Genomic DNA, 18,754 nt, shown 5'->3' on the forward strand with positions numbered 1-18,754 from the left:
TCAAGGTTTAATTGGTAAATTTAGCCAATCGCTTATTCATAAATATTTATGATTGGATTGATAAAAAAAATTATAAAAGGTTTGACTATGCGTTCAATAAAAAAGCACATCATAGTGATGTGCTTTAAATGGAGCGGGCTTAAAACTTTATCCTGTGTTACGAAGACCCGCTGCAATGCCGGCGATACTTACCATAAGTGCATGATCTACAGGTGTATTTGTTTCCTGACGCTCTTCTAGGTAGCGGCGACGACGTTTCATTAACTCTGCTTGGAGTAAATGCAGAGGCAATAAATACGGTTTGCGCACTCTCATCGACTGATCTAAAACTTCGTTACTGCTGAGGAGTTTAGACTCACCTTTAAGCGCTAACAGGGTTTGCACCGCATACTTTAAGCGCTGACGCAGATGTTCACCGAGCACTTTCAAGTCCTCATCATCAGTCAGGTGCGACTCATAATACAGCGCTACATGAGCATCAGATTTTGAGAGTACCATTTCCAACATATCAATCAGGGTTTGGAAATACGGCCATGCCACCAGCATTTCATCTAAGGTAGCCTTATGTCCTTGATCAATCACTTGGTTAATTGCCGCGCCTGTACCCAACCAAGCGGGTAGCATCAAACGAATCTGAGTCCACGCAAATACCCAAGGAATGGCACGTAGGGACTCAATGCCGCCAGTGACTTTACGTTTTGCAGGGCGTGAGCCAAGCGGTAACATTTGCAGTTCAAGCTCTGGCGTGACTGTACGTAAGTACTTTACGAAGTGCGGGTTTTCTCGCACAGTCTGACGATACACTTGTACCGACAAATCGGTCATGCTGTGCATCAACTCGCGCCACTCAGGTTTTGGGACGGGCGGTGGAAGTAAAGTGGCTTCTAAAGTAGCAGCGGTATAAATCTCTAAGTTTTGTAGCGCAATGCCTTCTAAGCCAAACTTGAAGCGAATCATTTCACCTTGTTCAGTGACTCGAATTGCACCTGAAATCGAGCCAGGTGGCTGTGAAAATAGGGCTTGTTGCGTTGGCGCACCGCCACGGCTGATGGAACCGCCACGACCATGAAATAGTGTGAGTTGTACGCCATGCGTTTTTGCAATCGCGGTTAATTCTTCTTGCGCACGGTACTGTGCCCAATTGGCTGACATAAAGCCTGCATCTTTTGCTGAGTCCGAATAGCCAATCATCACTTCATGCTTGCCCTGAATATGCTGTTTATACCAATGCATATTGAATAGGGTATTCATGGTGGCTGCGGCGCCATCTAAGTCTTTTAATGTTTCAAACAATGGCACCACACGTAGAGGGTGTTGGATACCCGCTTCTTTTTGCAAAAGCAGTACCGCCAGCACATCACTTGGATATTCAGCCATCGAAATAATGTAGGCACCTAAACTTTCTTGAGGCTGAGCTGCCAAAGTGCGCATGGTGGCAAATACTTCTTGTACTTCAGGCTGCTCAATTAAGCTTTGTGCAGGTTCATTCAAATGCTTCGGCAACAGCGGACGTTTGCTTTGTAGCTCTTGTAATAAGAAGTTTTGGCGCGCTTGTTCGGTCCACGTTTCAAAATTACCCAGACCCAAATATTCAGTAATGGCCGAAATCGCTTGGCGATGACGTCCTGACTCTTGGCGAATATCCAGTTTCAGCAGTTCAATCCCGAAACAGTTCACCCGATGGATAAAGTCCAGCAGTTTCCCATTGGCAATTTCAGGCAGATTGCTGGCAATCAAAGAGCGATAGCACAGCAGTAGAGGTTGTAACAGTTCATCTTTGGCTTTAATCACCAAGCTGTCATCGGCATCGGCACCGCGCAGTTTTTCTGCGAGCCAATGGCGCGTAGCTTTCAGCCGTTCGCGAGTATCGCGCAAATATTCACGGTAGGGTTCAGGATGGTCTTGACCCAAGGCTTGGCGCAGTTCATCGCTACAGCTTTGAATCGACAGTTCCCAACGCAAGTCTTCAATGTCACGTAAGTAAAGGTCAGCCGCTTTCCAACGCGATAGCCACAGGACTTCTTGCGTAATGTTGTGTGTCACATTCGGGTTGCCGTCACGGTCACCACCCATCCATGAAGCGAAACGTACAGGTGCGACATTTAAAGGCAGACGTTGGCCACAGTGTTCAATCACCATGTCGTCTAGTTCACGCATGAACTTCGGGACAGCATTCCATAAGGTTTGCTCAATGGTAGTAAAGCCCCATTTTGCTTCATCGACTGGGGTTGGACGGTGTTGACGAATTTCATCGGTCTGCCACGCCGAACAGATCAGTTGTTTTAAATCTTCAAGAACGGTCTGACGTTCACGAGGGGTCAGTTTTTGCTGATCCATTTTAAATAAGGCATCGTTGATACCATCATATTTTTGGATCAGGGTACGGCGGCTAACTTCAGTGGGGTGAGCGGTCAGAACCAGTTCAATATTTAAATCACAGATTTGCTGGAACAGCGTATCGGTTGAAATGTCGTTATTTTTAAATTTAGCAAAGAGGTGGTCGAGCGGATTTGGAGAGGGTGCGGTCTCATCAAATTCACTTTGACGACGGCTACGGACCACATGGTATTGCTCCGCAATATTGGCAAAGTTCAAAAAGTGGGTAAAGGCACGTGTCAGCGGCAGAATTTCATCATCTTCAAGGCTGAAAAACAGTTGTTCCAGCTGCTTTTCGGCTTCAACTTGACCATCCCGTGCCCCTTTGGATAAGGCCCGAATTTGCTCGACCTGATTAAACAAATCTTGTCCTGCATGCTCCTTGAGGGTTTCACCCAATAGGTTGCCGAGTAATCGGACATCTTCACGTAGTGGAGCATCAATTTGTTGAATCATGATTATTATTCCCTCGTTGTTCTTAATTTGACTATACCCCGATTCGATGACAATCCAAGTAGGGGCAGACAAAAGTAGTGGATTAATTGCTGATTTTAGAATCAAATGAAACACTTAGTGCAAGCAATTGTTTTAAAGTAAAGAGATTTTTTAATTGCAAGCATTTGAATTAATTATAAAAAATATAAATTTAATTAACCGAGTCTTAAGGTTTTTGTAAGGGGTATTTTAATAAAAAAATCGCAAGGGCTTCTTGAATCAGTTGCTCGCGTTGTTCGGCATTTGGCACTTCATTCATCCCCAGTAACATTTCTTGGTGGCGATATCCAAACAGTAAAGACATTAATAAGGTGATGACCTCATTGACCTGTTCAAACTGAAGCACGCCTAAGGCTTGAGCTTGGTCAAAGAACAGCTCCCAAATCGCCCGCATTTTGAGGTGGGAGGCTTTATAGAAGTTCTCTAGCAAAGGATTTTGTTCAGCGGCCAGCTGTAATAGTAAGTGCTCCAGCTTGATCGCCTCAGGCAGGTTAATAATATGCATCGATAACGCACAAATCTGTTCGAGCATGGGCACAAAGTCTTCGGCACGTTGCAGTTGAAATGAACGACCCAGCATCAGCTTTTCACAGGTTTCTTCAATCGCACAACTGAACAGATTGGCTTTGTCCTGAAAATGGTTATACACCGTGAGTTTGGTGACGTGCGCTTCCTTGGCAATATGGTCCATGCTGGAGCCGTGGTAGCCATGTAGTAAAAACAACTGACGTGCCACCTCCAAAATACGTTGCCGTTTTTCTAAATCCTTGGGACGTCCTGCTGAAGCTTGCACACATTTTCCTAAAAAAAGTTCAAAAAGTCATTTACATCTGAGCATATCTTTAATTAGTGTACTATGCAGTATATTAATTAATAAATAACCAAATTAAGTCTGGATATTGTGCCTGATTAATTGGTGGTTATGGAAGAAGAGCAGACTTCATGAGCAAAATTCAGACCTTTGTGGCAAGTATAATGGTGGTGTGTAGTATCACCTTGTGGGGATGTAGCAAAGACACGACTGAACCAGAGTCGGTACCTTTGGTAATGGTGAGCCAACCGAATACCACGCATCTAGAACAAAAAAGCTATGCAGGCGAAGTGCAAGCCCGCCAACAAACGGCACTGTCTTTTCGTGTTGGGGGACAAGTCACGGAGCGTTTGGTCGATGTGGGTGACCAAGTCAAAGTCGGACAAGTTTTAGCGCGCTTAGATGTGCAAGATGCCCAGTTGCAATTAAATGCAGCCAAAGCACAGTTAGAAAGTGCTCAAGCGGCTGAAAAAAATGCGCAGGATGAACTCAATCGCTTTAAACAATTATTACCGAGTAATGCAGTGAGTCGTTCACAGTACGACAGCGTTGAAAATCAATACAAAGCCGCACTGTCGAGCTTGAAACAAGCACAAGCCAATTACAATGTTACGCAAAACCAAACCAGTTATAACCAACTGATCGCCAATAAAAACGGTGTGATTACCGAGCGTAATATTGAAATTGGACAGGTGATTTCAGCAGGGCAACCCGCGTTTCAACTGGCCATTTCAGGTGATCGTGAGGTGGTGATTGGTGTGCCTGAACAAGCCATTGCTCAGATTAAAGTTGGACAAGATGCCCTAGTCACTTTGTGGTCTAAACCCGATGAACGTTTTGCTGCCTATGTCCGTGAAATTTCACCTGCCGCAGATCAGTCACGTACTTTTAGTGTCAAAGTGGCTTTGCGTGAAGGACAAAATACGATTCAACTGGGACAGAGTGCTCGGGTGTTTTTCAGTTCAACTGAAAGCAATGTGTTGAGTGTACCGTTAGCCAGTGTTTCCGCTGCAGGTAAAAATGCTTATGTCTGGGTGGTGAATGCTGACAACAGTATTCGTAAAGTGCCTGTCAGTGTGGGGGAGTACGGTCGAGACAGCGTTACCATTCGTTCAGGTTTACAGCCGAAGGACTATGTCGTGGTGGGTGGGGTGCATTTACTGCGTGAAAAACAAAAAATTCAACCGATTAGCCGTGACAATAAAACGGTCAAGATTGCGACAGGGAGTTAAGCATGAACTATAACCTGTCGGAATGGGCCTTAAAAAATAAGGGCTTGGTCCTTTATTTGATGTTGTTGCTGGGCATCGTGGGGGTGGTGTCTTATTCCAAACTTGCACAAAGCGAAGACCCGCCTTTTACCTTTAAAGTGATGGTGGTACAGACCTATTGGCCGGGTGCAACGGCGCGTGAGGTGTCTGAACAAGTGACCGACCGTATTGAAAAAGAGCTGATGACCACGGGTAAGTATGAGCGCATTATGGCCTACTCCAGACCCGGCGAGTCGATGGTGACTTTCGTGGCACGAGATGCCATGCGCTCCAGTGAGATACCGGATGTGTGGTATGACGTACGCAAGAAAGTTGGAGACATCAAACATCAGCTGCCCAATGGGGTACAAGGACCATTCTTTAATGATGAGTTTGGCGATACTTTCGGCAACATTTATGTGCTGACCGGTAAAGACTTTGATTATGCAGTGATGAAAGAATATGCCGACCGTCTACAGTTACAACTGCAACGCGTCAAAGATGTCGCGAAGGTCAACTTAGTTGGGTTGCAAGATCAAAAGATTTGGATTGAAATTTCTAACACCAAGTCGGCACAGTTAGGCATTCCTGTGACAGCGGTGCAACAAGCCCTGCAACAGCAAAATACCATGGCCAGTGCAGGCTTTTTTGAAACAGAGTCGGATCGTATTCAACTCCGAGTCACAGGGCAAATTAAGAGCGTTGAAGAACTGCAACGTATGCCTTTATTGGTCAATGGAAAAACCATCCAGCTGAGCGATGTGGCTGATGTCTATCGTGGCTTTAGTGAACCCGCTCAACCCCGTATGCGCTTTATGGGGGAAAATGGCATTGGCATTGCGGTGTCGATGCGTAAAGGTGGCGACATCTTGGCTTTGGGTAAAAATTTAGAAACTGAGTTTTCCAAGCTGCAAAAAACCTTACCTTTAGGTATGGAGCTGAAAAAAGTTTCAGATCAGCCTGTTGCGGTGAAGCGTAGTGTCAACGAGTTCATGAAAGTTTTGGCTGAAGCGGTGATTATTGTACTGCTAGTCAGCTTTTTCTCGCTGGGTTTCCGTACTGGACTGGTGGTGGCATTCTCAATTCCACTGGTCTTGGCCATGACTTTTGCAGGCATGAATATTTTTGATGTCGGTCTGCATAAAATTTCTTTGGGTGCCCTGATTTTAGCGCTGGGCCTCTTGGTCGATGACGCCATTATTGCTGTGGAAATGATGGCGATCAAAATGGAACAAGGCTACAGTCGACTACAAGCAGCAGGGCATGCGTGGCGAACGACGGCCTTCCCAATGTTGACGGGAACTTTGATTACCGCTGCGGGCTTTTTACCGATTGCTACAGCAGCGTCCAGTACAGGTGAATACACTCGTTCTATTTTCCAAGTGGTGACCATTGCCTTAATTGTGTCTTGGTTTGCAGCGGTGTTGTTTGTGCCTTATTTGGGTGACAAACTCCTGCCCGATTTTAATAAAGAGCTGATTCAAAAAGCGCCGTGGTATAGCCGTCTGTGGGCACGTTTGCGCAAACAGCCAGAACCTCAGCCGATGGTGCATCATGCAGGTGAGCATCACGATCCTTATCAAACCAAGTTCTATCAAGGTTTTCGCCGTTGGGTCGATCTGTGTGTGACCTATCGCAAAACAGTCATTGCAACGACTGTGGCTATTTTTGTGCTCTCGGTGTTGATGTTTAAGTTAGTACCACAGCAGTTTTTCCCACCCTCGAATCGTGCCGAAATTTTGGTCGACTTAAAACTTGAAGAAGGTGCATCTTTAACGGCAACTGAAAATGCGGTGAAAAAAGTTGAACAGTTCCTGTCGAAGCAAGAAGGCATAGATAATTATGTGGCATATGTGGGCACGGGCTCGCCACGTTTTTATTTACCGCTCGATCAGCAGCTACCACAGGCCAGCTTTGCTCAGTTTGTGGTCTTGGCTTCTTCACTGGATGATCGCAATGAAATCCGCAAATCCCTAGACACGCAAATCCGTCAGTTATTGCCCGATGTACGTACTCGCGTCTCTTTACTTGAAAATGGCCCACCTGTCGGTTATCCACTTCAATATCGCGTGTCTGGTGAAGACTTAACTCAAGTGCGTGCTTGGGCGGATAAAGTCGCAGCGATGCTGAGTGCTAACCCCAACACCACTAATGTGCATTTGGACTGGGGTGAACCAAGCAAGATGATCAATTTAGAGATTGACCAAGACCGTGCCCGCCAAATGGGGGTATCGAGTTTAGATTTGGCCAATTTCTTGAACAGCTCAATTTCGGGTGCCACCATTAACCAATACCGTGAGAAACGTGAGCTAATTGAAATCCGTTTACGTGGCGATCAAGCCGAGCGGGTTGAAGTGGCATCACTGGCAAGCCTTGCCGTTCCAACCTCAAATGGCGGAACAGTACCATTGGCACAAATTGCAAAAATTGATTATAGCTTTGAAGAAGGTTTGATTTGGCATCGTAACCGCCTACCGACTATTACGGTACGTGCAGATATTCGAACTAAGTTACAGCCGGCCACTGTGGTGGATGAAATGGCCGAACAGATGAATCAGCTGCGTGCGGAACTGCCGAATGGCTATTTGGTTGAAGTCGGCGGTACAGTGGAAGAGTCTGCACGTGGGGGTAAATCGGTTGCAGCAGGCATGCCTTTATTCTTGGCCGTGGTCATGACTTTGCTGATGATTCAACTGCGCAGTATGTCTCGTGCCACGATTGTCTTGCTCACCGCGCCTTTAGGTTTGATCGGTGTGGTGTTGTTCCTGCTGTTGTTCAATAAACCTTTTGGCTTTGTTGCGATGTTGGGGACCATTGCCTTGTCGGGCATGATCATGCGTAACTCGCTGATCTTGATTGATCAGATTGAGCAAGACATTCAAGCGGGGCATGAATCATGGGATGCAATCATCGATGCGACGGTGCGACGTTGTCGTCCAATTGTGCTGACGGCATTGGCAGCAGTTCTGGCGATGATCCCATTGTCTAGAAGTATTTTCTTTGGACCTATGGCCGTTGCGATCATGGGCGGACTGATTGTGGCGACGCTATTAACCCTGTTCTTTTTACCAGCCTTGTACGCGCAGTGGTTTAAAGTAAAAAAAATTAGCCATAAGCCGTAAATTTATGCCAATATCAGGTGCGAAACGTTGAAAATTTCAATATAGTAGCACCTGAAATTTATGGCATTTTTATAAAGCAGTTTTTTGCTACACATTAAAAAACCAACGATGTGGCAAATGGGGTTAAACGCATGATGCAAGACAATGTAACCAAGTATCGCCGCTCTATCGCGATTTCTTATGTCTTCATGTTTTTGGCTTTGTTTACTGTGATTAGTGGCGCATTTTCCTATTGGTATGCCCGAAAAGTCACGCAAATTGATCATGCTGAAGTGTGGTTACAAGCGCAAGCACTCTGGGTCATGCGCAATATTGTGATTTATAGCATTTTGGCTTTATTTGCAGCATTGTGGTTTATTCCTCTTATTTTCTTCACTTGGGACAGCGCATTGTGGGTGACTGCATGCACGGTTGCAGGTGTGGTTTTTAGCTGTATTGCATTTCTCTTCCTTCTAAATGCATGGTTTAAAGGCCTGTCTAAATTTTTGAAAAATAAAGCAGTTTTCTAATTCTACTGATTTTTTTTCAAACACCCCCTTGTAAAACTTGGTTTGAACCCAATTTCAGACCACAGTTGAGTATTAAATAAATTCCGTGAGGAGCATCGCCAGACATGGCTAAACGTGATTATTATGAGGTTTTAGGTGTTGCTAAAACCGCTAGTGATGATGAAATTAAAAAAGCCTACCGTAAGTTGGCGATGAAATATCATCCGGACCGCAACCCTGACAATGCTGAAGCTGAAGAGAAATTTAAAGAAGCGGCTGAAGCTTATGAAATTTTATCGGATGGCGAAAAGCGCAGCATGTATGACCGGATGGGGCATCAAGCCTTTGAAGGTGGTATGGGCGGCGGAGGCGGCTTCGGTGGTGGTTTCAGCGCAGAAGACATTTTCAGTCAATTCGGTGACATTTTCGGTGGCGCATTTGGTGGCGGCGGTGGTCGTGGTCAACAGCGTGCACGTCGTGGTTCTGACTTACGTTATGTGATGGAACTGACGTTGGAAGAAGCAGTAAGAGGGGTGAAAAAAACCATTACTTTTACCGCACCAGCGCCGTGTGAAACCTGTGACGGTAAAGGCTCTAAAAACCCGAACGATGTTGAAACCTGTAAAACTTGTCATGGTGCAGGTCAGGTTCGCATGCAGCAAGGTTTCTTCTCTGTACAGCAGACCTGTAGTACCTGTCGCGGTCAGGGTAAGATCATTAAGAACCCATGTAATACTTGTCATGGTTCAGGTGTTAAAGACCGTCAACAAACCTTAGAAGTGACGATTCCTGCGGGCGTCGACAACGGTGACCGCGTTCGTTTAACGGGTAAAGGCGAAGCGATTCGTGATGGTCAGTCAGGCGACTTGTACGTAGAAGTGGTGGTGCGTGAGCACGAAATCTTCCAACGTGATGGTGCAGACCTGTATATGGATGTCCCTGTGAGCATTGCCGATGCCGCTTTGGGTAAAGAAATTGAAATCCCGACACTCGAAGGTCGTGTGAGTTTGAAAATTCCTGAAGGCACACAAACGGGTAAAATGTTCCGTTTACGTGGCAAAGGGGTTAAACCTGTACGTACCAGTATGCAAGGTGACTTACTCTGCCGTATCGTGATTGAAACGCCAGTCAACTTAACAGCACGTCAACGTGAACTGTTGAAAGAGTTGCAAGAGACCTTGGATGGAGATGATCACAAATCATCACCAAAGAAAAAGTCTTTCTTTGACCGACTGTTTGATTAATTGAATACGGTACGTCTGAATCGGTGTTGAAAAGAGCGGGAATATTTTCCCGCTTTTTTTATGTTATTGCGTTTCTGTTGGCAGCTCAGGTTGATCGATCTCTTCAACCGACACCATTTCTTCAGCCATAGGTGCAGCGGCTTGTACTTGTTGCTCGGCCTGTGCTTTGGGATGTGTACTGGTCGTGATCTTTACCTGTGACAAACTTTCTAAGGTGTCGCCCGCTTGAACAGCGGGTTCAGCCTGAACCTGTGCCCAACTGCCCCCAACTGCCATCGCTAGAAAAAGTACCTTGGCTTTCATTCTATTTTCCTCATTTTAAAGTTGTTTTTAAACGCGAACCTAGTCTGCGTAAGATTGATTGCAAATTTGTGAAAAGCTTGAGAAAGCATGTCTGAAAATAAAGCGATTTTTTCGATGAAAATGGCCAACAAACCTTAGTCTGGGCAATCAGTTTTGCTATAGTAAGAGCAATTTTGAAGCTAGATTAGGAATATGTTATGTCAGCAGCTCCACGCATTGGTGTCTTAGGTGCCGGCGGTCGTATGGGTCGCATCCTTATTCAAGCGGTACACGAAGCAGGCTATCAACTGGCTGCGGCAGTGGAACGCCCTGAAAGCTCACTGGTTGGTACAGATGCAGGTGAGCTTGCAGGTATTGGCAGCCTCGGCGTGAAGGTGGTGGGTAGTCTGGAAGCGGTAGTGAAAGATTGTGATGTGATCATTGATTTCACTGCACCAGTAGCGACCGTTCAGCATTTAAAAATTTGTCGTGAAGCTGGGGTGGCCATTGTCATTGGGACCACGGGTATGAATGACGAACAAAAAGCTTATTTGGATGACTCTGCGACTCAAATACCTGTGGTCTATGCAGCCAACTATTCTGTGGGGGTCAACGTTTCGATTAAACTGTTGGAAATGGCGTCTAAAGTCTTTGGCGACACAGTGGATATTGAAGTGATTGAAGCGCATCACCGTCATAAAGTCGATGCACCATCAGGCTCAGCGTTGATGATGGGTGAGGCCATTGCGGGTGCTTTAGGTCGTGACTTGAAAACCGATGCAGTGTATTGCCGTGAAGGTCATACAGGACCCCGTGAGCGTCAAAGTATTGGTTTCCAAACCATTCGAGGCGGCGATATTGTCGGTGAACATACAGCTATGTTTATTGCTGATGGTGAGCGTGTTGAAATTACCCATAAAGCGACTAACCGTATGAACTTTGCTTCGGGTGCGGTACGTGCTGCGGCTTGGGTGGTAGGACGTGAAGCACGTAAATATGACATGAAAGATGTACTGGGTTTTAACGACATTCAAGTTTAAAAACCTGCTTCATTCGCCATAAAAACAAGATAAAAAACTAAAATAAGACGAAGAATAGAATGAAAAAAGTCATGTATATGGCTTGTGTTGTTGTCGTGATGACGACAGCACAGGCCAAACCTATGGATCAAGCCAAACTCAGTATTCATAAAAATAATATTAAAGTTTGGACCTATCAAAATGCGCAAAACCCAGTCTTTTTATATAAGGCTGAAACCACGTTTGATGTGCCGATTGAAAAAGCAGTGTCATTGATCTTAGATGTTGACCATGCGGTGAAATGGGTGCCGTATATGGGCAGTGTGAAAGTCTTGTCGCGCGATGATAAAAAAGGCGAGTTTCAGCTGTATATGGTGCTGGATTTTCCTTTTCCTTTAAAAGACCGCGACTTGGTGGTGCAGGGGAAAATGACCAAGGACAGTCAGGGCATCATCAGCATTAAAAATAAAGCGATTGATAAAAACATTTTTAAAAATCCAGATTATGTGCGCCTAAATCATTATGAGGGAGATTGGACCTTTCAGAAACTGGGATCAAATAAAGTTAAGGTTTCGACCTCAGGTTATGCCAACCCTGAGGGATCGATACCACTGAAGTTTGTGAATATGTTTGTCCAACAACAACCCTATCAAATGTTGCAAAAAATGAAAAATCAATTGCTGGAACAAGAAGACACCCCTGCCCATTTACCAGCTGCCTTACGTTAATTCTAAAGACGAAGAAGCCTGCAATGCAGGCTTTTTTATGTTTTAAAACTTAAGGTTGTTGATAGGCGGTCAGCATCTCTATGGTCGAAGCTTGAGGCAAGTCTAATTGGATTAAACTGAGCATGGCATCTCCTTCACCAGCGAGCGAGATCTTGAAGTTTTCAGCACTGCTTTGGTCACATTGAAACTGTAAATTTTTCTGGCGGGGCAAGCTCATCTGCATTTCACGTTCATTGTTCAACCGATATTGATAGGTTCGTTGGGTCGATGTTTCAGTCAAGCTCGGCGCTAAACTTAAAAACTGATAATCAGTTAAATTTTGCGTTTTCAGAAACCCTTCAATCAGGGCTTTACAAATAAAATGCTGCTGTTGTACCTGCTGTGAAACATGTGGCGGTTGGCAAGCCGATAAGCTTAATAAGCAAAAGAGAGATATGATTATTTTTTTCATAAAAGTGCCTATTTATGGTTGTGAACGAATGACAGAAGCATAATTCTGTTGGCATAATGGATACAGATACATAGAAGTTAAAAAAATAGGTACAGATGAATGGCATTCCAGTATCAAAGCTTGGCTGCACAGTTGCTTGAAAAAATTCAAAATGCTGAATTACCCGCAGGGCAAAAGCTGTTGTCGTTACGCCAGTTTGCCAACTTACAAAAGGTCAGCTTGAATACCGCCAAGAGCTGTTATGAGCTACTTGAGTCACAGGGTTATATTCATGTGAAAAATAAGTCGGGTTATTTTGTCAGTTATCAAAAAAATACCGGCCCATCTATTCCTGTACCGCAGCATCCTGACTTTCAGTCCCAAGCCCGTGATATTTCTAACTTAGAGCTACAACTGGAAATTCAACAGTCTTCCATTAATAGCCGTCTCATCCATTTGGGAGCGATTCAGCTTTCTCCAAAACATGTGCCTGTAGAAGCGCTCCGCCGTTCCATTCAACGCGCCTTAAAACACAGCCAACCTGAAGATTTTTTATATAGCGATAAGCAAGGCCATATTCGTTTGCGACAGGCTTTGTCTGAGCATTGGGCTGAAGATGGCTTCTATATTTCGCAGGATGATATTTACATCAGCAATGGCTGTATGCCTGCGCTGTCGGTGATGATCCAACACCTCAGCAAGGAAGGGGACAGCGTAATTGTACCGACTCCAAATTTTAATGGTCAGTTGCAAATGTTGGCGGGGTTAAAACGAAAAATTATTGAAATTCCAGCCGATACTCAAGGCTTTGATCTTGAACGTTTAGAGCAGGTCATGCAAAGCTCAGGCGCAAAAGCGTGTTTACTCACGGCCAATTATCAAAATCCATTAGGGTTTTGTTTAAGCAATGCAGAAAAAGAAAAAATTGCACAACTGGCAGCGCGCTATCAATGCTATGTGATTGAAGATGATATTTATGGTGAATGTAGTTTCAGCTCGAGTCGTCCGCTGCCGATTAAGTATTGGGATCAGCACGGTTATGTGATTTTCTGTGGTTCGGTTTCCAAATCACTTTCAACTGCGTATCGGGTAGGTTGGTTCTGTATTCCGCAGCGCTTAGCGCATTTGAAGGCTACGTTACTGATGCAAAATATCACAGTGAATACGCCTTTACAGTTGGCACTGGCCGATCTCATTTATAGTCGTGCTTATCGGGAGCATTTACAGCAGTTAAAGCCGATTTTGAAACAGCAAGTTGAGCAATACCGACACATGATTCAGCATGCCTTTGACGGGGTTGAGCTACGTATCAATCAACCCTTAGGTGGTTATGCGCTGTGGTTACAGCTACCCGAGTGTATCGATGGTTTAGATATGTACTATTTTGCTCAGCAGCACGGTATTAATATTGTGCCAGGAGAAGTCTTTGGTGAAGGGCAGCGTTATAAAAACTGTATCCGCCTCAATGCAGGTCATGAAATTTCAACAGATATTCGCGCGGCAGTCACCTTGTTGGCCGATTGGGTGAAAGCGCAACTCAGTAGTTCGACGTTGGTCAAACAAGCGGTATAAAAAGCGCCTGTTTTGAGGCGCTTATGGATTAAAAATCGGCTTTGAGAACGATACGATAACGAGCTTTTCCAGAATGCAACCGTTCCAGTGCTTCATTCAACTGTGACATAGGATACAGTTCAATTTGTGGCGCAATGTTTTTACGTGCAGCGAATTTGAGTAGCTGACGTAATGCCGCAGGTGAGCCAGTGGGTGAACCCGTGATAGACTTTGCTCCACCAATTAGACTACCTGCATTTAACTTGATGGGCTCAAGGGGCAAGCCTAGAAGATGGATCGTGCCATTCGGTGCCAGTGTACTAATATAGGCAGGCCAATTGAGCGTGACATTCACCGTACTGAGCAATAGATCGAATTTGCCTCGCTGGGTTTTAAGCGCATCCACATCACGGCTATTCACCACATGATCTGCACCCATGGCCTTGAGTTCTTCCGTTTTGTCGAGGTTCGAGGTAAACGCCGTAATTTCACAGCCCCATCCTCGAAGTAACTTAATAGCCATATGCCCTAAACCACCGATGCCAATCACGCCAACATGGTGAATGGCTTGAATTTGGTGTTTTAAAATCGGATCAAAAACGGTAATACCGCCACACAATAAAGGACCTGCGGATTCAGGATCCAGCTCTTCAGGTAAAGGAATAATCCACTGCCAACCTGCGCGAACTTTGTCGGCAAAGCCACCTGCATGACCGACGATGGTTGCTGTCGGCCCACCTGTACAGAGTACTTGTTGGCCCGACACACAGGGGTCACAGTGTTGGCAGCTTTCTGCCGTCCAGCCAATACCGACGCGCTGTCCAAGTTTAAGCCCTTTGGCTTCGGAGCCTAAGCGACTGATGGTGCCAATAATTTCATGACCAGCGACAACGGGATAGACCGAAGAGTTCCATTCATTGTTAATGACCGAAACATCGGAATGGCACAATCCACAATATTCGACTTGGACTTCGACCTGATGTGGTTGCAGTTCACCTGCATCGAATTGATAGGGTTGTAGTGCTGCGCCTGCTTGCATTGCCGCATAGGCACGAATGGTGTTATCCGTCATATTCTATATCCTTATTTTCCTGTTTTTTATGTACTTTTATTTAAAATGACAGCTATTTTCGTGATCATTGACCATACCGACTGCTTGCATAAAGGCATAGCAGGTGGTGGGTCCGACAAATTTAAAGCCCTGTTTTTTTAGGGTTTTAGACATATTTTGGCTTTGAGGTGTCTGTGCAGGCGCTGTACGGTAGTCAGGGACATCATTGTTGATTGCGTGTTGCCCGACAAAGTTCCAGAGCCACTCAACGGGGTTGATACCTTGTTGTTTCAGGGCTTGCCATGCAATCGCATTGTCACGAATGGCGGTCAGCTTCCCGATATGGCGAATTAAGCCGATATCTTGGACTTTTTCTGCTAAGTCTGTATCACTTAGAGCCGCAATCTGTTCAATGGAATATTGAAAAAACTGGCGATGATAATGTTCACGTTTTTTCAGGACGGTAATCCATGAAAGCCCCGCTTGTTGACCTTCGAGGCAGAGCATCGCAAATAATTGCTTTTCATTATGTAGTGGTTTACCCCACTCATGATCATGGTAGTCGATGTAAAGTGGGTCTGAGGAGCACCATCTGCAGCGTTGAGTGGTCATGAACATGCTCCTGATCTTTTTATAGGGTAAAAGGTGCCCATTGGTCGTGTTGATTGTCCCAATAAAACAATTGGGCGTGTTCGAGGTCGGAAAAGTTAATCCAAACATCTTTTCCTGTTTTTTCAGCAAATCCAGTGCTGATTAAAAGCGCATCTTCGGTAATTTCCATGATCCAACCTTGGTGGTTTTGTCCTGCCAAGATGATTTTTTGTTGATTGCCTGATTCAGCAAATTCGACCAGACGGTTGATCAACGCTTCTGACATGAAAAATTCCTAAAGTTAACGTAAATAAGGATACGGATTTACTGCACCACGGCCTTTACCTTGTAAATAAAGTCCATAATGCAAATGTGGGGCTGTGTGCCGTGCATTGCCTGTATTGCCGACATAGCCGATCAGGTCGCCTTTTTTGACATAGTCGCCGACACTTAAGCCACGTTTATGGTCATCAAGATGAGCGTAGTAATGCCAAGTGCCTGCTGGCCCCATAATCCAAACCACTTTACCACCCAAATTGTTATTGCGTAAGTCTGCGACGAGCCCTTCTGTGGCAGAAAAAACTTTTGTTCCACGTGGAGCCAGAATGTCGATGCCTTCATGCGTCCGTCCGCTACTGCGGGACGCTCCCCAAGTATCTGTGAGCCCATGACGTTTAATGCCTTGAACGGGTACAGGCAGCTGCTGAGCTAAACGCATGTTTTTCAGCTGTTGGACTTGTGAGGCCGGTAACTGGCTTTCACTTGGTGCAGGCGGCGTGGTACGGCAAGCTGCGAGTAACAGAATCACAAAACTTAAACTGGCAAGCGCAGAAAGGCGGGGCAAACAATTACGCACGAACAATCCTTTATTATTTCAGTGATCTAATTTTAAAGTCTCAGGGTGAACCCAATCGATCACCCAACTATGTCACAGTTGAATTGCCGAGATCAATTTTTTCATCGCAGTTGGGATGCCCATTTCTGTGACGTTTTGTATGTCTAGCCATGTGCTGGCCAATTCTATACTTAAATGTTCGAGCTGGTCGGCATCGACTTCAAAGCAAAGCGCTTCTAGTTGCCAAGTGAAATGGGTGAAACTATGCGAAATGTCAGCGCGTTGCGAGACTTGTTTTAGTCCTAGACTTTGGCACAGTTGCGAGAACTCATCACGATTTTCAAAAATAGGTAAACACCATAAACCGCCCCAGAGTCCACTATTGGGGCGCTGTTGCCACAGCCATTGATTGTGATGACGCAGTACCAAAACTTGGGCTGACTTCACAGGCACAGCTTTCTTGGGTTTTTTAAAAGGCAGTTCAGTTTCTAGCCCTTGTGCATGAGCCTTACAGTGTTGCTGCATTGGGCAGTATAAACACAGCGGTTTTTTAGGGGTACAGACGGTTGCCCCCAAATCCATGATGGCTTGGGTATAGTCGTGGTTACGTTCAGTTGGACAGAGTTCAGTGGCCAGTTGCCACATACTGCGTTCATGCACAGGTTTGCTTAGATCATCCTCAATGGCAAAAAAACGCGCGAGCACACGTTTCACGTTCCCATCCATAATGACGCCGTACTGACGTAAACCCAAAGACATCAGCGCCCCTGCGGTTGATGGACCAATGCCTGGCAGTTCAATCCAGTCCTCTAACGTTTGAGGAAAGTGTCCCTGACGTGCTACAACCCCTGCGGCTTTATGTAGATTATGTGCACGGGCATAGTAGCCCAGACCTGCCCAGTAAGGTGCGACCTCATCCCATGATGCTGTCCCTAAAGCTTCAACTGTTGGGAAGCGTTCGATAAAACGCTCGAAGTATTGCAGCACGGTTTTGACTTGGGTCTGTTGCAGCATAATTTCAGACACCCAAACTTTGTAGGGATCATCGGCGACTTGCCATGGCAGATCATGTCGACCATGAACATCGAACCAAGTCAGTAACGCATCTGAAAAAGAGAAAGGAGACATCTGAGGCACAAGGAAGAAATTCGGCTTAGTATAACTGAATGTCTTTTCTGAGCCTGATTTTTTGCGCATAAAAAATGGCGCTTACGCGCCATTTAAAACCATAAAAGCTTAGTCTTTTGCCATGCCCCAACGTGCATCAAGTTTTAGCTCTTGGTCTTTGTAGCGTGGAATAATATGGATATGTAAGTGTTCAGACACATTCCCAAATATTTCACCGTCATTAAAACCAATATGAAAGCCTGAAGGTTGATGACGTAATTGGAGTTCATTACGTGCCAGTTCCAGTAAAGACATTAAGCTTTTACGTTCTTTGTCGGTAATGTCAAAAAATGAGCTCACATGACGTAGAGGGATAATGACACAGTGACCTTTAGACAATGCATTGGGTTCGGGCAAAATCACCCCAAAGTCATTTTTATCAAGCACGTCATATTCATCAAAATTACAATATTGGCAGTGGGTCTCAGTCATTGTTATCTCCTCTAAAATCTAATTATGTATCCTATTGGATCTGAAAAATCAAACAGTTGAATTCTCAGCTCTAGTTAAGCACTGAGATTGCGTTCTAGCAAGTCATACATTGCATCTAGCCCTTGTCTTTCTGCTTCTAGGTTATAGCCCAAGTCTACGCCATTGGCTTTGGCACGCTCATCGGCCAATGGATTGCTAAAACCATGCTTCGCATCTTCAAAAATGATGACTTCATGGTCCACTTTTGCCGCATGCATTTCTTCACGGAAGCTAGCAACATCATCCAAAGTAACCATGCTGTCTAACTCACCATGTAAAACTAAAATTTCACCTTGAATTTGACCTTCGACCGCAGGGGCTTTCGGTGCCAATGTTGCATGGAAAGTCGCCACTGCTTTTAGTGGTGCGCCTGAGCGAGCTAAGTCTAAAACCACTTTACCACCATAACAAAAACCAATCGCCGCCAGCTGAGTGGGATTCACTTCAGGCTGGGCTGCAAGCGTATCTAAACCTGCTTGTGCACGGTTGACGATGGTGTCTGCATCGGCAAAAGTTTGCATCATCCATTCATAGGCTTGTTTCGCATCTGTGGTGACATTTTTGTCGCCGTACATATCAATCGCCAGTGCGGCATAACCGTGTTCAGCCAGTTCGCGAGCACGTTGTTCAGTATATTCATTTCGGCCCCACCATTCGGGTGCAACGATTATACCTGCATGCGGTGTTTGAGCGCTTGGTGCTGCAAAATAACCGACTAAGCGTTGTCCATCGGCTGCGTTATATTGAATTTCTCGAGTTTGAATACTGATTGTCATGCTCAAATCCTGATAGATGATCTGTTCTGATTAAAGCATAAAACTTTTACAAGGATTTGAAAAATAT

Annotated in this window: 18 protein-coding genes; 7 read left to right on the forward strand and 11 right to left on the reverse strand. The window is 45.2% G+C overall.

Annotated elements, in window-relative coordinates:
- Positions 1 to 147: 147 nt before the first annotated feature.
- Positions 148 to 2,832, reverse strand: coding sequence for a phosphoenolpyruvate carboxylase (gene ppc / locus ACF8FD_RS06010; RefSeq protein WP_178904874.1), 2,685 nt, complete (start codon positions 2,830 to 2,832; stop codon positions 148 to 150).
- A 205-nt stretch (positions 2,833 to 3,037) separates the two neighbouring features.
- A complete protein-coding gene (locus ACF8FD_RS06015) occupies positions 3,038 to 3,664 on the reverse strand; it encodes a TetR/AcrR family transcriptional regulator (protein ID WP_279678610.1) in 627 nt (208 codons plus the stop codon).
- A gap of 149 nt (positions 3,665 to 3,813) precedes the next feature.
- Here ACF8FD_RS06015 and ACF8FD_RS06020 point away from each other — a divergent pair, with 149 nt between their 5' ends.
- The 4 genes from ACF8FD_RS06020 to dnaJ all read left to right on the forward strand — a co-directional run bounded on the left by ACF8FD_RS06020 (position 3,814) and on the right by dnaJ (position 9,786).
- Positions 3,814 to 4,914: an efflux RND transporter periplasmic adaptor subunit gene (locus tag ACF8FD_RS06020; protein WP_130235508.1), complete on the forward strand. Its 1,101-nt coding sequence runs from the start codon at positions 3,814 to 3,816 to the stop codon at positions 4,912 to 4,914.
- A 2-nt stretch (positions 4,915 to 4,916) separates the two neighbouring features.
- Positions 4,917 to 8,054 carry an efflux RND transporter permease subunit gene (locus ACF8FD_RS06025; RefSeq protein ID WP_130235507.1) on the forward strand — a complete coding sequence of 1,046 codons (3,138 nt, stop codon included), beginning with the start codon at positions 4,917 to 4,919 and terminating at the stop codon, positions 8,052 to 8,054.
- Positions 8,055 to 8,185: 131 nt separating this feature from the next.
- Positions 8,186 to 8,563 carry a hypothetical protein gene (locus ACF8FD_RS06030; protein WP_004978426.1) on the forward strand — a complete coding sequence of 126 codons (378 nt, stop codon included), beginning with the start codon at positions 8,186 to 8,188 and terminating at the stop codon, positions 8,561 to 8,563.
- A gap of 104 nt (positions 8,564 to 8,667) precedes the next feature.
- Positions 8,668 to 9,786, forward strand: a complete 1,119-nt coding sequence (dnaJ, locus tag ACF8FD_RS06035; protein WP_279678611.1) for a molecular chaperone DnaJ — start codon at positions 8,668 to 8,670, stop codon at positions 9,784 to 9,786.
- A gap of 63 nt (positions 9,787 to 9,849) precedes the next feature.
- Here the strand turns inward: dnaJ and ACF8FD_RS06040 are convergent, their stop codons facing one another.
- Positions 9,850 to 10,089, reverse strand: a complete 240-nt coding sequence (locus tag ACF8FD_RS06040; RefSeq protein WP_279678612.1) for a hypothetical protein — start codon at positions 10,087 to 10,089, stop codon at positions 9,850 to 9,852.
- 197 nt (positions 10,090 to 10,286) lie between these two features.
- On the opposite strand from ACF8FD_RS06040, the gene dapB reads away from it, so the two are divergent.
- Both dapB and ACF8FD_RS06050 read left to right on the forward strand, forming a co-directional pair.
- On the forward strand, positions 10,287 to 11,108 hold the full coding sequence (gene dapB, locus ACF8FD_RS06045; protein WP_279678613.1) for a 4-hydroxy-tetrahydrodipicolinate reductase: 822 nt from the start codon (positions 10,287 to 10,289) through the stop codon (positions 11,106 to 11,108).
- A gap of 59 nt (positions 11,109 to 11,167) precedes the next feature.
- Entirely contained in the window at positions 11,168 to 11,815 is a 648-nt protein-coding gene (locus ACF8FD_RS06050) for an START domain-containing protein (protein ID WP_058870566.1), read from the forward strand.
- Positions 11,816 to 11,864: 49 nt separating this feature from the next.
- On the opposite strand, the gene ACF8FD_RS06055 is transcribed toward ACF8FD_RS06050, so the two are convergent.
- Positions 11,865 to 12,266 (reverse strand): hypothetical protein, encoded by a 402-nt coding sequence (locus ACF8FD_RS06055; RefSeq protein WP_058870565.1) that lies wholly within the window; start codon positions 12,264 to 12,266, stop codon positions 11,865 to 11,867.
- Positions 12,267 to 12,365: 99 nt separating this feature from the next.
- Between ACF8FD_RS06055 and ACF8FD_RS06060 the strand changes: the two genes are divergently transcribed.
- Positions 12,366 to 13,817: a PLP-dependent aminotransferase family protein gene (locus tag ACF8FD_RS06060; RefSeq protein WP_130235506.1), complete on the forward strand. Its 1,452-nt coding sequence runs from the start codon at positions 12,366 to 12,368 to the stop codon at positions 13,815 to 13,817.
- Between the two features lie 28 nt (positions 13,818 to 13,845).
- Here the strand turns inward: ACF8FD_RS06060 and ACF8FD_RS06065 are convergent, their stop codons facing one another.
- The 7 genes from ACF8FD_RS06065 to ACF8FD_RS06095 all read right to left on the reverse strand — a co-directional run bounded on the left by ACF8FD_RS06065 (position 13,846) and on the right by ACF8FD_RS06095 (position 18,687).
- A complete protein-coding gene (locus ACF8FD_RS06065) occupies positions 13,846 to 14,868 on the reverse strand; it encodes an NAD(P)-dependent alcohol dehydrogenase (protein ID WP_130235505.1) in 1,023 nt (340 codons plus the stop codon).
- Between the two features lie 36 nt (positions 14,869 to 14,904).
- Positions 14,905 to 15,459 carry a DNA-3-methyladenine glycosylase I gene (locus tag ACF8FD_RS06070; protein WP_104221720.1) on the reverse strand — a complete coding sequence of 185 codons (555 nt, stop codon included), beginning with the start codon at positions 15,457 to 15,459 and terminating at the stop codon, positions 14,905 to 14,907.
- 19 nt (positions 15,460 to 15,478) lie between these two features.
- On the reverse strand, positions 15,479 to 15,724 hold the full coding sequence (locus ACF8FD_RS06075; RefSeq protein ID WP_004691836.1) for a hypothetical protein: 246 nt from the start codon (positions 15,722 to 15,724) through the stop codon (positions 15,479 to 15,481).
- Positions 15,725 to 15,739: 15 nt separating this feature from the next.
- Positions 15,740 to 16,282, reverse strand: coding sequence for a M23 family metallopeptidase (locus tag ACF8FD_RS06080; RefSeq protein WP_171457929.1), 543 nt, complete (start codon positions 16,280 to 16,282; stop codon positions 15,740 to 15,742).
- A gap of 84 nt (positions 16,283 to 16,366) precedes the next feature.
- Complete coding sequence (gene mutY / locus ACF8FD_RS06085; protein WP_130235503.1) at positions 16,367 to 17,401, reverse strand: A/G-specific adenine glycosylase; 1,035 nt, start codon at positions 17,399 to 17,401, stop codon at positions 16,367 to 16,369.
- A 108-nt stretch (positions 17,402 to 17,509) separates the two neighbouring features.
- Complete coding sequence (locus ACF8FD_RS06090) at positions 17,510 to 17,872, reverse strand: HIT family protein (RefSeq protein WP_058870560.1); 363 nt, start codon at positions 17,870 to 17,872, stop codon at positions 17,510 to 17,512.
- Between the two features lie 74 nt (positions 17,873 to 17,946).
- Positions 17,947 to 18,687, reverse strand: a complete 741-nt coding sequence (locus ACF8FD_RS06095) for a dienelactone hydrolase family protein (RefSeq protein WP_234304317.1) — start codon at positions 18,685 to 18,687, stop codon at positions 17,947 to 17,949.
- Positions 18,688 to 18,754: the final 67 nt, after the last annotated feature.

This window comes from Acinetobacter sp. TYF_19 (genome assembly GCF_043105125.1).
GTDB lineage: Bacteria > Pseudomonadota > Gammaproteobacteria > Pseudomonadales > Moraxellaceae > Acinetobacter > Acinetobacter johnsonii.